Source organism: Veillonella parvula, from assembly GCF_018378075.1.
In the GTDB taxonomy this organism is placed as follows: domain Bacteria; phylum Bacillota; class Negativicutes; order Veillonellales; family Veillonellaceae; genus Veillonella; species Veillonella parvula_K.
This window is the reverse complement of record NZ_JAGZYE010000001.1, coordinates 33,415-47,506: the sequence shown is the minus strand read 5'-3', so window position 1 is coordinate 47,506 and position 14,092 is coordinate 33,415. Positions and strand designations below refer to the sequence as shown.

Here is a 14,092-nt window from a genome sequence, read left to right as displayed (position 1 = left end):
AAATGTAATTAACCTAATGCAACAGGAATACTGCCATCAATACCAGCTTGTTCTAATTCGGCTTGAATCATAATAGCACATTCGATGCGTTTCTTCTGTAAACGACAACCAAATTCATAAGGTGTTTCTAGATCGCCACCCAATGTAATGTTGTTAGCATGACAACCACCGGAACAGAAGAATTTCGCCCAACATTCAGCACAAGTTGGTTTGGAGAATACATGTGTATTGCGGAAATCTTTAGGAATTTCTGTATTTTGTAAACCATCATACACATTACCAAGCACATATCCATCTTTACCTACAAATTGGTGACATGGGTAAATATCGCCATTAGGTACGACTGCCATATATTCATGACCTGCCCCACAACCGCGAAGGCGTTTCGCCATACATGGCCCACGATATAAATCCATGCGGAAGTGGAAGAAGTTAAACTTCTCACCCCAGCCTTCTAACTGGCGTTGTAAATAAATATCTGCTAATTTTTCATATTCTTTCTCTAAAGCTGGCCAATCTTCTTCACGAAGCACATAGTCCCCTTCTTCACCGACAACAGGCTCCATGGACAAATGCTCAAAGCCAAGATCAGACATTGCCATAACGTCTTTAGTAAAGTCTAAGTTTTTATGAGTATATGTACCACGTACATAATATTCAAGACCGTGACGTTGTTTTACTGCGTTGATAAGATTTTTAGCAATATATTTATAAGACTCTGCACCACTACCTGCTACTGGACGCATTGCATTATGTACGGATTCACGACCATCCAAAGACAAAACTAAACTCATCTTGTGTTTGTTTACATAGTCGATTTTATCTTGTGTTAAAAGCATACCATTCGTAGTCAACGTAAGCTTAAATATCTTATTGTGCTTTTCTTGAATGGATTCAATGTATTCAACCGTTTGCTTAACAACATCCCAATTCAACAATGGCTCACCACCGAAAAAGTCAATTTCGCAATGTTGGCGAGGTCCACTCATTTTAATAAGAAAGTCCACAGCACGTTTTGCTACATCAAAGCTCATCAATTCTCGTTTAACACCGCCGTAATCCCCTTGACTAGCAAAGCAATATTTACATGCTAAATTACAATCATGAGCAATATTTAAGCATAATGCCTTAACAATAGGTTTCTCACCTACTACAAGTTTAAACTCTTTACTCATCGGTGCAAATAATTGCTCCGCTTTGATGAGCTCATCTAACTCGTCCATAATCTCATCTAGTTCTACTGCATCTTCTTTAGCATCTAACGCAGCATGTACAGCATCGCGATTAGTGCCATCATATATGTCAAGAACTCTATCGATGAGTTCGTCGATAACATGGATAATACCGCTATTTACGTCTAAGCAGTAATAGTTATCCTTCATCCGAAACTTATGGATCATTGGTTTTAATTCTAACATGGTACCTCCAATTGATTTGTATGGTAAAAGCTCTAGTATATAGAACTTTCTAGATAATTGTACCACATTTCCACACTAAACGTTATAAAAAGAGTCATAAAGATATACTATACAATGTATGTCTTTAAAACATAAATAAAAAAGGCCCGCTAAGCGAGCCTCTTCATTATTTTTGTTTGCAAACTTGGTTACCAACTGTGCAGCTTGTTTTACAAGCGGATTGGCAAGATGTTTGACATTCCCCACAACCGCCAGTTTTAGCAGTTTTTTGTAAGGATTCAGTGTTGATAGTACGAATACGTTTAGCCATGATTATCCTCCTCAATACTTATCGAATGATATTTATTTTATCATATTTATAAAAAGCCTGTAAAATACTATTTCGTTATATTTTCGTCTACAACTTCAGCTTATTTGGTTTCTACCACTTCAGTTTCTCCTAATTGATGGTCTGTAACTTTTGCGTCTCGCATAGCTTCACCTTTAGTTTTCTTAGGAGCATCCTTACGCAATACTTTTCGTAAAGCCATTGCCACTGGTGTTACAATTACAGCAGCAAAAACTGCTTCTGGAATACCATGTGTAACAGACAAGAATACAATAGAGCCTAATACTTGATCTGGACTAAGATTCATTTTAAGAGCAAACATATCTGCATAGAGTAAGAAGATTAATCCCATAACCATGATCGTATGAAATACAGTCCCCATAAAAGCAGAAACAATAATACGCGGACCTTGCGGTGCTTTCCACAATAATAGATATACCAAATATGCTAATACTGGGAAAAGTATACGCGGTAATACGGAAATGATTGGATTAATAAATAGTGGGGATAAAATATTAGGAGCTGTAATATTTTGCCACAAACTATAGCAACCAAAGATAAAGCCAACAAAGGCCCCCACTTTTGGTCCTTCTACAATAGCACCAATTAGAGTTGGTACATGTAAAGTTGTTACATTTAGCGGCCCTAATGGAATAATACCATAACCAGAAAGCCCTAATGCAATAGTGATACCTGCTAGTAGACCAATAATTGTTAATTCTCGAATCGTAATGCCACTTTTTTTCTCTTTCTTGACCTCTTTACGTTCAACTTGCTTCAGTTTTTCATTGTCGTGGATTGATACAGTTGAGTTATCATCCAATGGACGTTCAATGTTGTTCATAGATCCTCCTTCGCTCTCATTCCTTACGGATATAAGTCGAAACTAGAAATTAAATACGTTCACGGCGTCGTGAAATAATACCACGCTCTACCAATGCACCTATAATCACTGCTCCACCTGTCATACCAGCTTCTAATAAAGTTGGAGTTACAAACACTAGTGGATTACCTTGGTACGTTGGAAAAACGGTGGGAACTAAAGATAAAATAAATTCTGGAATATAACCACCATACAAGATATGGGCGTTCATAGCAAGCCATATGCCTGCAGTAATAATGATACGCAACAAACGTACACCCTTATATGCTAAATCTCTTGGATACAAATAGAATACAAAGGCCAATAAAGAAACTAATAATAATACAAGTTCAGCAAATAATATATTTACATTCATGGATGATGCATACATAAAATATACCATCGGATCTTGTAAATCTATATATAGGATTGAGCCAATATACAAGAACGGAATCGGTATAGTATAGGCAATTATATCTAATGCTTCATCAATCATACCCCATCGATAAGTACGATTGAAAAACTTCGTAGCTAATAAACCACATAACTCAATGAGAACTTGAACGATAAAATACACCACAAATAAAAGTAATGATTTTGCTAATCCATTATCTACATTAAAGCTAAATGGTGTATGAAGAAACGAAAATACCGTCCACCAAGCCCAACTATAAGCATGATACCCCATGCTTAGCGGTAAATCATCGTTAAACTTGGCATTCTTTAGTCGTCGCACCATAATTGGTATGACTAGCGACAAAACTGGAAACACTAAAATGGATAATGATAATGCCCCACTTAATGAAAGTACTGTTGTAATAGCACTTACAAAAAGTGAACAAATTAACGTAAATAGCCAAAAACTTTTATTCATTACAGCCTCCCACTAATCGAGTTAAGCCATAAGCTATAAGCAAGCTAAATGTGACACTTAAATACATAGCTAATAAAAAGGCTATATCACGACCTACTGTTGGCCATCCCCACAACATGGATAAATCAACACCTAAAAAAATACCTTTATAGCTGATACCATGAACGACAACCCAACTCACTACATAAGCAATGCGACTTATAGATCTACCATCATCAAAGGTACTGCTTTTAAATGATAAATAGGCCCAAGGCATACATAAGGATAACAACAAATACCATACTAGTGCTACGGTCGCACTCGATCCATTATGAATCATATATGCAATAATGGGGATTACCACAATAAATAGATTCAAATAGAAGGAGCGTTTACAAATATCTATCAAAATGTTCATATAAATCTCCTACAATATGTAATCTCCTTGTATTTTACAATAATCATAGATAAATGTCATCAAAAAAGAAAAACCTCCATACAGGTAAATCAATACCTATATGGAGGTTCTTTGATTAAGCTACTACAGAATCAGCTGTTACATCAATTGTAGGAACAGTTTCCTTTGGTTCATCTTTTTTCAACAATGGGGTCATGCTTTCTAAGCCGATACCCAATGTGAATAGATTATGCAACCATGCTGTTTGGCTTGGCGGCATAATACCGAGTACGCCACCACCTACAAGAGCACCATTGAAACCAACGATACCATTGTAATTTGCTTTGATGCGTTTCATCAATGCCATAGAAATGCGGCGTAAATCTACAAGAGCTTGTAGATTATCGGAAGAAATAGTAACATTTGCAATTTTTTGAGCAATTGGAGCGCCTTCATTCATAGCGATACCAACATGTGCTTCAGAAATTGCTGGGGAGTCATTAATACCATCCCCTACCATCATAACAGTATAGCCTTCAGCTTTTGCTTGTTTTACATAAGCCGCTTTATCTTCTGGCAATACTTCAGCATGCAATTCATCGATGCCGAGTTCGTCAGCTACACGTTGTGCATTACGTTTGGAGTCACCAGTCATCATGACAATCTTTTTAATGCCTAATGCATGCAAATCAGCTATAACTTGTTTTGCCTCTTCACGTACAGGGTCTTTAATGCAAATAACCGCTGCTAGTGTACCTCCAATAGCGAGGTAAATATGGGAAGATGAATTTGGTAAATTATTGAACTTTTCTTGTTCATCTGCAGGAATCTTTGTTTTTTCATCATCAAAGATGTAGTGAGCACTACCAATGCGTACACGGTAGCGGCCAACTTTAGATGCAATACCATGAGCTACAACGTATTCTACGTCGGAGTGCATTTCCTTGTGAGGCAAGGAATGCTCCTTAGCAGCACGTACAATTGCTTTTGCCATGGAATGAGGGAAATGTTCCTCAATACATGCAGCCAATTTTAACATTTCATCTGCATCATGACCATTAAATGGAATGATTTGTTCAAACTCAGGTTCTGCTTTTGTAAGAGTACCTGTTTTATCGAATACAATCATATCTGCTTGTGCAATTTGTTCTAAGAATTTACCACCTTTAACAGTGATACCGCGTTTAGATGCTTCTTGCATAGCGGAAAGTACTGCTAATGGAATGGATAATTTAAGAGCACAAGAGAAGTCAACCATTACGAAAGACAATGCTTTCATCACATTACGAGTCAACAAGTATGTTAAACCAGCACCAATAAAGCTTATTGGAACTAATTTATCAGCCATGCGGTATGCTTGTTGTTCCATACCGGATTTCATTTGTTCAGACTCTTCAATGAGGTTAACAATTTTTTCGTAACGAGAAGATTTAGATGTGCTACGTACTTCTACAATAGCTTTGCCGTCTTCAACAACAGTACCTGCATATACAGAACTGTCTTGATCGCGACGAACTGCTTCTGGTTCACCAGTCATGGAGCTTTCATTAACAAGAACAACACCATCGATAACGACGCCATCCAAAGGAATCACTTCGCCTTGGCGAATAATAATTTGATCACCTGCCACAACTTCGTTAACTGGCTTGCTCACTTCAATGTCATCAACTAAAACCCATACTTTATCTACGTTCAAGGACATGCTTTGAGCGAGATTTAATACAGATTTACGGTGAGTCCATTCTTCTAAGATATCACCAATACCTAATAGGTACATAACAGCGCCAGCTGTAGGGTAATCCTTTTGAAGTAATGCAGCACCAATAGCTACACCATCAAGTACTTCGACAGTTAACTTACGTTGCCACAATGTTTTAATAGCCTTACCAATAAATTTAATACCATCAAACCAAGCCCATGCAGCTGCAATAGGCGCAGGAAGCACTGCTTTTTTACCTAAGTAAAGTGCAGTACGGTTGATCATCATTTCACGGTATTTTTTATTTACCAAGCGAGGAGAATATTCGTTTAAAGCAGGAGCTTCAGACAAATCTAAATCGCGTAGACCTAGCACTGCATCACGCACAGCATCAAGATCGCCAGTATGTTTAATGGCGATTTGACTGCTACGAGTGTAGAAGGTTACATCTACAATTGCATCATTAAGGAGTAATGTATCCTCTACATAAGCTGCTTCAGCCTCTGTAAAGTGATGACCAGTTACCTTAACATGCAAGCGATTTCTGAGTTTTTTTACTACAGAAAATTGTAACATATGTGCAATCCTCTAATTATTTGTTTTCTTCAAAGATTTCTTCGTTGCGTGCTTCGTTGATTTCTTGAGCTTCTGCCAATACATCAGATGCGGATGCTTGTACTTTTTCAGCTGTTTCTAATACAGTTTCTTTAGCGCGAAGACCAGCTGCTACGATACCAGCATATACTTTTTTAGCATCTTTAGAAGTTAATACTTTAAGACCTACAGTACCCAATGCAAGACCTGCTGCGAATAAGTTAGCGTTTTTAAGATTTTTTTGATCGATGTTGAACATGATAATATTCCTTTCTACTAAATATGATAAAAAATTTAATTACTATATTTGAAAAGAGGAGCCATTATAGAGACCCCTCATTCAAATTCAGAATTCGTATTAGCTTACTTAGCAGTACGTTTAATGCCTAGTGCTTTATTGGAACCATCACAGCTGCAGTTACCACCGCAACCAGAAGATTTTTTAGAGCCAGACTTGGAGCTACCGCCACCACAGCCGCAGCCACCTTTACCAGACATTTGTTTGTAAAATTTATTACCGATATAAGCTAATGCTAATACAACTATGAGTCCTATAACAAGATTATCCATTATTATGCCTCTTTCTCAATATCTACTAAATTATAATATGTGTATTAGTGATAAACAAGATAAAAGCAATATCTAAAGGATATTTCCCTTTTCTCATTATCATTTAACCACGAATATTGATAATTATCAAGTATTATTTTTAAATTACTTATAACAAAATCGCAATTTTTAAATTCATTTTTGTTTAAAGAATCTAAAAGTGGCTAAACTCTCCTATTTAGCGATTTTAGATTAGAAACCTAATGCGCGACCTATGTTATAGAAGATGAAACATGCAATCCATGCAAATGTATTTTCATAGCAGAACATGAATGCAACCCATTTCCAAGAACCTGTTTCACGTTTGATAACAGCTAATGTTGCCAAACAAGGTGGGTAAATTAATACGAACAACATCATTGTTAATGCAATCAATGGTGAGAAGTTTGGATCATTTTGTAAGTAATCAGTCAATGGAGCTGGATTTTTATCATCACCACCTACTGCATATACTGTACCCAATGTAGAAATTACTACCTCTTTAGCCGCTAAACCAGCTACGAGAGATAAGCCCATTTTCCAGTCGAAGCCCAATGGTTCAAGTACTGGGTTGATTGCTTTACCAAAGGATGCTGCATAGGATTGTTCAATTTTTTCAGCAGCTTGTTCTTTATCAAGTTTGTCATTTTCAGCATCTAAGTTAGCACTGTTTTTATACATTGCCCATGCTGCTGGGAACAAGTCTTTATTTTCATCTTTAATATCATTGAATAATTCAGGTGCTTCAGAATCATCCTCTACTGCTACTTCAGGTTCATCTTCTCCTGCTTGCTTAGCAGCATCAGTAGCATCTTGTACAGTAGATTTCATATCTTCAACAATTTTATCAACTGCATCTTTTTGGTCATCTGTAGCAATACCGAATTGAGATAATGTAGCTGCATCTTTTACTTCATACTCTTGAGCAACTTGTTCTTTCACTGCATCATAATCTTTGGAGTATTCTACATCCATTGGATATGCAGTGATGAACCAAATCAAGATGGAAGCAGCCATAATGAAAGTACCGGCTTTAATGATGTACAATTTAGCACGTTCATACATGTGCATCCATGTAGCTTTCAATGTAGGCAAATGATATGGAGGTAATTCCATTACAAATGGTTCTGCTTCACCAGCAAATAAGAACTTACGGAAAATTTTTGCAAAGATAATACCGAAGATGATACCCAAGAAGTATACAGAGAATACAACTAAAGTACTATCCCAACCATTTGGGAAGAACGCATTTGCAAATAAGATATACACTGGCAAACGTGCAGAACAACTCATGAATGGTGTAATCAAAATCGTAACCATTCGATCCTTGTAGTTGTCGAGGATACGGGCACCCATTACGGATGGTACGGAACAACCGAAACCCAATAATAAAGGAATAAAGGATTTACCATGTAAGCCACATGCGCGCATTACACGGTCAATAACGAAGGCTGCACGAGCCATATAACCTGTATCTTCCAAGAAAGAAATGCCAAGGAAGAGTAATAAAATTAATGGTAAGAATGAAAGTACCGCACCTACGCCGGCAATAATACCATCAGATACGAGTGACTGTAATTGGCCCTCTGGAATAGTCTGAACCGCATAAGCTTGTAATGCAGCGAAACCATCCTCGATCCAACCTTGAGGAATACCACCAACGAAGTTAACGAACGCAAACAATAAGTACATAACAACCATGAAGATTGGTAAGCCCCAAATTCGATGCGTTAAGATTTTGTCATAACGGTCAGAGCGTGTTTCCAATTGAGTTGGCGCTTGTGTTAAACATGTATTATATACTTCTACTGCAAAGCGGTGACGATATTCTTGGAAGACAATATCAAGATCAACTTGATCCTTAATTTCTTCACGAATAGCTTCAGCCTTTTGAATAACAGCTTCCGTATTATCAAAGCGCATAACTTTGCCAATAACGTCAGCATCTTTTTCTAACAACTTAACAGCAATCCAACGAAGTGGATATGTAACAGTGCCCGCTTGTTTTAGCAATTCTACAAGCTCACTAATTTTACCTTCTAACAAATCACCATAGTTAATTGTTACACCAGGAGCTTTTTGAGAAGCAGCTACACTAATTGTTGCTTCTAACAAGTCTTTTGTACCAATGTTTGTACGACCTACTGTGCTAACAATTGTAGCCCCTGTCATTTCTGCCATTTTTTTTAGGTCGTATTTGATGCCCATTTCTTCAGCAACGTCAGCCATGTTTAGAGCAATAACCATTGGCTTTTCAAGTTCCAATAATTGTGCAGCTAAATATAAGTTACGTTCCAAGTTAGATGCATCAAGAACATTAACAATAACATCTGGGTTATCATTTACGATAACATTACGCGCTACTAACTCATCCAAGGAACGTGCAGTTAAGCTATATGTACCTGGTAAGTCAATAAACAATAACTCATGGCCATCAAAGTTCGTATGGCCTTCCTTTTTTTCTACTGTAACGCCGGCATAGTTACCAACGTGTTGCTTCGCCCCTGTGATATTGTTAAACATTGTAGTTTTACCACAGTTAGGGTTACCTGCTAAGGCAATGCGAATTTGCCCATTCTCTGCCATGTGAACCTCCTATTGAACCTCTACATCAATCATGCCAGCTTCGCTTGTACGAAGTGCTAATTCAAAGTTTTTTACTTTGATTTCCACCGGATCCCCCAAAGGGGCAAACTTCATAACATGGATTTTTGTACCATTTACAAGACCCATGTCAATTAGACGATGCTTAACATTGCCACTGCCATGTAGTGCAACAATAAGACCAGACTCACCTGGTTTCATGTCTTTTAACTTTTTGATAGCCATACGACACCTCCTAATTATTGTACCTAACAACCTCATATTAAACACACCAAATAATAATGCGTATTAATATCTTAAATTATTATATCAAATCAAGCATTAATTTCAACAATTATTATCATTTTTATGGTTATTTTTTATCTCATATCTATATTTTATTATCATATTTAATATGAGATTATCTATATAATTATCTAATAAAATACTGAATACTAGCTGAAATTTAATATTTCATAGCTATATATTTAGATACTGTAATCAATAAACTCTATTAAGATTATCATTTACAAATACTCTCACATTCTCAATTAATAGTTTATAAACAGTTTAAATGTAGCTATTTTAATATTTTCATTTCTCATTTTACTTAGTTATATCAGTATTTTTCCATATATTATCAAAAAAATATACCCAAAATACTATAATATTTATTGAGCCTAGAGTATGTTAAGACTATACATCTTCCAAGTTCAATTCATTTGCCCCTAATATGTGCATACGTTATAATTAATATAATATGTATTATAGAAAGGACGATTCATGAAATCTTTTAAATCTTTAGGTGTTTGTGATGAACTTATCCAAGCCCTACAAAAACAAGGTATAAAGGAGCCTACGCCAATTCAAGAACAATCCATTCCTGTCGTCTTTAAAGGGAATGATGTCATAGCCAAAGCTCAAACCGGCACGGGGAAAACACTAGCATTCTTACTGCCAATTCTACAACGTGTACATACTGATGTTCATCAAGAACAAGTGCTTATCATTGCGCCTACACGAGAACTAATTAAACAAATTTCCGATGAAGCGAAGGAAATAGGTTCTATTTTAAATGTAGATATCCTCCCTCTTATCGGCGGCAAAACAATCGAGGCACAGTTACAACAGTTAGGCCGCCGACCTCAAGTCATCTTAGGTACACCTGGTCGTCTATTGGATCATGCAAAGCGCGGTTCTCTCCATCTAGACTGTATTCGTCGTGTTGTACTAGATGAAGCAGACCAAATGCTTCACATGGGCTTCTTACCAGATATCGAAAATCTCATCGGCCAAACAGATGCCAATAGACAACTATTACTATTCTCCGCTACAATTCCAGATAAAATCCGAAATCTCGCAAAGGCATATATGTCTAAACCCGTTTCAGTAACGGCAGAAGGAAAACACATCACTCTCGAATCAATTGATCAACGAGTGTATATGATGAATCCTGAAGAAAAAACACAACGGCTCATCAAAATGATTGAAGATGATAATCCGTTTTTAGCTATAGTTTTCTGTAATAAACGGGAAGGTGCCATTCGTTTATCCTACGAATTAACTGCAGCGGGGCTCAATATAGCAGAAATGCACGGTGACTTGACACAAGGTCGTCGCACACAAATTCTGCGAGACTTTGCAAAAGCTAAAACACAAATCTTAGTGGCTACCGATATTACGGCTCGCGGTATCGACATCGAAGGTATCACACATGTATATAATTACGACGTACCTCGCGATGTAGATTACTACATCCACCGCATTGGCCGTACAGGTCGTGCTGGTAACTCTGGCGTGGCTGTAACCTTTGCGACACCACAAGACGAATCATGGTTACGACGCATCGAACGAGCTATCCAAGCTACACTTACAAAATATACTAAGGATGGTCAGATCAAAACTAAGGGCAATGCTAGCACTGCTCCAAAACGCACAAAATTAGCTAGTAAACCTAAGATTACAAGCACTTACCAATCCACTAAGGCTAAAGCTCACAAAGCACGAGGCCATAAAGGCTCCAATACACGCCAACGCCGTGCTTCTACCTCCCAAACTGGTCGTCGTGGCAAACGCAGATAAAATTCAGCTTAATATCCTAAACTAAATGAAGCAATTTTTCTTCTACAAGAACAGTTTCAAAAAAAGACGCGCACAGCTAAGCTGTACGCGTCTTTTTATTATCACTGTAAAAATAGTTGTTTCTTGGTAATCTTAGATAACTAAAAACTTTACAATAATCTATATTCGATTATATATATTTACCGATAATAAGTTACCTTTTATTGGTTACTTTATTTGTTGGCATAAATGCTCGGTACCCCATCTACATCAGAACATTGGGTCTTACATTGAGATCGATTGCTACAAATCCAGTTTGTTCGACCTCTCACCTCTTGTTTCACAAAGTAACCTACGTTACATCTAGGGCATTTATATTGTTTATCTTCATCAGATACTTCAATATTACCTTCAACACTAGAAGTATCCCCTTCTACTGGCTGAGTATGTTTACACGTAGGATAATTCGTGCACCCTAAAAAGGCACCAAATTTACCATTCCGCTGTTGCAAACGTCCTTTTTTACATTTAGGACATACAGGTAAGGAAGACAAGTCTACGCTTTCACTATCCATAGGGCGCTTACGATTTTGACTCGTTATAGTTCGCACCACATTGGGCATCATTTGATCAGAGCTTACTACTTTATCAAAACCAAGTTTATCAATTAATAATTTTAAAAACTTAATTTGATCCGCTAAGAAGGAATCTAATGTATCCTCTCCTTCGCTCATAAGTGCTAAGCGTTCTTCCCAAACAGCTGTTTCATCAGGATAAAGCAGCTCTTCTGGCAGAGCATCTACTAAGAGATAGCCCGTTTCCGTTGGAGATAAGACTTGCTTCTTCCCTGACGTTTTCATAAAGTCTCGACTGATAAGCTCATCAATAATGTTTGCCCGAGTTGCTTCTGTACCAATACCAGATACAGCCTTTAATTGCTTTTTCAAGTCTTCATTTTTTACGAATTTATGAATTTCCTTCATCGCTTGTAGTAATGTGGACGGCGTAAAACGGGATGGTGGTTTCGTTTGTTTAGACTCTATAGAAGAATCCGTATATAAAACAGTATCGTTCTTTTTAACCGCTGGCAAGTGGTCCGTTTCTTCAATAACCTCTTTTTTAGGGTCTGATTCAGCCCCACGCTCATCGGTTAGATCGGGCTCGTCATTGTCCGTCGTAGATTTAGACTTATGTCGTTTATAAAGCAATTTCCATCCTTCTTCGATAACTACACGACCATTAGCTACAAACTCTTCCTTACTTTGTTCTACTACAATTTTAGTTTGCTCGTAAATATGCTCCCCATAAAATTGCGCAATATAAGCTTGACTGATGAGGAAATAAATATTTCGCTCCTCTTGGGACAAACTATTTATATTGCAAGCCACCGTTGTAGGAATAATAGCATGATGGGCGGTAATTTTCTTTTCATTCCAAGCACGGCTCTTAATAGAACGATCTGCATCGGCAGCCCACTGTGCTAATCTCTCATCACCTGCATTTTGTAGATTGTTGAGGATTGCATTGCGATCATCATATTGATTGGGTGGTAAATATTCACAATCAGAACGTGGATAGGTAGTTAATTTCTTTTCGTATAATTTTTGCGCTGTATCAAGTACAGTCTGTGGATCATAAGAAAAGGCTTTACCTGCCAATACTTGTAAGGATGATAAGGATAAAGGCAATCGTTGTACATCTTTTTTCTTAGACTTTGTAACACCTTTAATAAAACCGTCTGGTCCAGCTTGTAAACATTCTACTAATTCATCAGCAATAGCTTTATTAATGAGTCGTCCATCTGGGTCAAGCCCCTTTTGTTCGTCTGTAGGCTGCCAAGTCGCCCAAAACACCCCATTAGGATGGTTATATAATACCTTTACAGTAAAATAGTCTACTGGTTTAAATGCAGCTAACTCTCGTTCTCTACGTACAACAAGAGCTAACGTTGGCGTCTTTACACGACCAATTGGCAATGTTACCTTATGACCTTTATAACGTTCAGATAATGTATAGGCCCGAGATAAATTCATCCCAATGAGCCAGTCTGCCCGTGCTCTTGCCAATGCAGATTGATATAGATTGTGAAAGTCCTTGTTATCTCTCAAATCATCAAGAGCGGAACGAATGGATTTTTCATCGAGGGCATTTAATAGAATACGCTGTACTGGTTTTGTATTACCTACATAGTACAAAACTTCATCAACTAAGAGTTGCCCTTCCCGATCCGGGTCACCTGCGTTGACGATGACATCAGCTTTGTCGATAAGGTCTTTTACAATCTCAAACTGTTGACGGCTGCTATCTGTGACAAGCAATTTCCACTCAGCTGGCACGATAGGCAAATCTTGAGGACGCCAACGGATATATTTATCATCGTAATCTCCGGGCTCAGCCTGATGCAGTACATGACCTACTACCCAAGTCACCACATCATCCCCTTGGATAAAATAACCATTCCGTTTTTGGATATTCTTATTTTCTGGTAAGCATTTACTGATTTCGCGAGCCATGGATGGCTTTTCTGCAATAAATAACCGCATGGATCCCCTCCTTAACCTGAAGATAACGGCTAACCCCAAGCCGTTCTATGAAATCTCATTATACTACAATTTAGTGGTCATAACTAGAAAAATCATGTATAATTTTTACGATATATAGACTGTGAAAGTAGAGCCTAAAGATTTATCTGCTTTCACAACATATTAA

Annotated in this window: 12 protein-coding genes; 1 reads left to right on the top strand and 11 read right to left on the bottom strand. The window is 37.5% G+C overall.

Annotation, left to right across the window (positions count from 1 at the left end):
- Positions 1 to 8: 8 nt before the first annotated feature.
- The 10 genes from scfB to KH286_RS00160 form a co-directional block, all read right to left on the bottom strand.
- Positions 9 to 1,418, bottom strand: a complete 1,410-nt coding sequence (gene scfB / locus KH286_RS00205; protein WP_004693319.1) for a thioether cross-link-forming SCIFF peptide maturase — start codon at positions 1,416 to 1,418, stop codon at positions 9 to 11.
- Between the two features lie 166 nt (positions 1,419 to 1,584).
- Positions 1,585 to 1,728, bottom strand: a complete 144-nt coding sequence (gene scfA / locus KH286_RS00200; protein WP_004693318.1) for a six-cysteine ranthipeptide SCIFF — start codon at positions 1,726 to 1,728, stop codon at positions 1,585 to 1,587.
- Positions 1,729 to 1,828: 100 nt separating this feature from the next.
- Positions 1,829 to 2,590 carry an ECF transporter S component gene (locus tag KH286_RS00195; protein ID WP_004693310.1) on the bottom strand — a complete coding sequence of 254 codons (762 nt, stop codon included), beginning with the start codon at positions 2,588 to 2,590 and terminating at the stop codon, positions 1,829 to 1,831.
- Positions 2,591 to 2,639: 49 nt separating this feature from the next.
- On the bottom strand, positions 2,640 to 3,482 hold the full coding sequence (locus KH286_RS00190) for a hypothetical protein (RefSeq protein ID WP_278617496.1): 843 nt from the start codon (positions 3,480 to 3,482) through the stop codon (positions 2,640 to 2,642).
- Positions 3,475 to 3,879 (bottom strand): hypothetical protein, encoded by a 405-nt coding sequence (locus tag KH286_RS00185; RefSeq protein WP_105086580.1) that lies wholly within the window; start codon positions 3,877 to 3,879, stop codon positions 3,475 to 3,477. Before KH286_RS00185 ends, KH286_RS00190 begins: the two co-directional genes overlap by 8 nt.
- Positions 3,880 to 3,994: 115 nt before the next feature.
- Positions 3,995 to 6,133, bottom strand: coding sequence for a heavy metal translocating P-type ATPase (locus KH286_RS00180; RefSeq protein ID WP_278617495.1), 2,139 nt, complete (start codon positions 6,131 to 6,133; stop codon positions 3,995 to 3,997).
- A 16-nt stretch (positions 6,134 to 6,149) separates the two neighbouring features.
- Positions 6,150 to 6,410, bottom strand: coding sequence for a DUF6110 family protein (locus KH286_RS00175; RefSeq protein WP_004697111.1), 261 nt, complete (start codon positions 6,408 to 6,410; stop codon positions 6,150 to 6,152).
- 104 nt (positions 6,411 to 6,514) lie between these two features.
- The gene (locus tag KH286_RS00170; protein ID WP_004697259.1) at positions 6,515 to 6,721 is read right to left on the bottom strand and encodes a FeoB-associated Cys-rich membrane protein; all 207 of its coding nucleotides are present in this window, start codon (positions 6,719 to 6,721) and stop codon (positions 6,515 to 6,517) included.
- A 231-nt stretch (positions 6,722 to 6,952) separates the two neighbouring features.
- A complete protein-coding gene (feoB, locus tag KH286_RS00165; protein ID WP_004696974.1) occupies positions 6,953 to 9,325 on the bottom strand; it encodes a ferrous iron transport protein B in 2,373 nt (790 codons plus the stop codon).
- Between the two features lie 9 nt (positions 9,326 to 9,334).
- The gene (locus tag KH286_RS00160) at positions 9,335 to 9,568 is read right to left on the bottom strand and encodes a FeoA family protein (RefSeq protein WP_004697076.1); all 234 of its coding nucleotides are present in this window, start codon (positions 9,566 to 9,568) and stop codon (positions 9,335 to 9,337) included.
- Positions 9,569 to 10,105: 537 nt separating this feature from the next.
- Between KH286_RS00160 and KH286_RS00155 the strand changes: the two genes are divergently transcribed.
- Positions 10,106 to 11,404, top strand: coding sequence for a DEAD/DEAH box helicase (locus KH286_RS00155; protein ID WP_278617494.1), 1,299 nt, complete (start codon positions 10,106 to 10,108; stop codon positions 11,402 to 11,404).
- A gap of 212 nt (positions 11,405 to 11,616) precedes the next feature.
- Here KH286_RS00155 and KH286_RS00150 read toward each other — a convergent pair whose 3' ends face one another.
- The gene (locus tag KH286_RS00150; protein ID WP_004697350.1) at positions 11,617 to 13,926 is read right to left on the bottom strand and encodes a DNA topoisomerase 3; all 2,310 of its coding nucleotides are present in this window, start codon (positions 13,924 to 13,926) and stop codon (positions 11,617 to 11,619) included.
- Between the last annotated feature and the right edge of the window lie 166 nt (positions 13,927 to 14,092).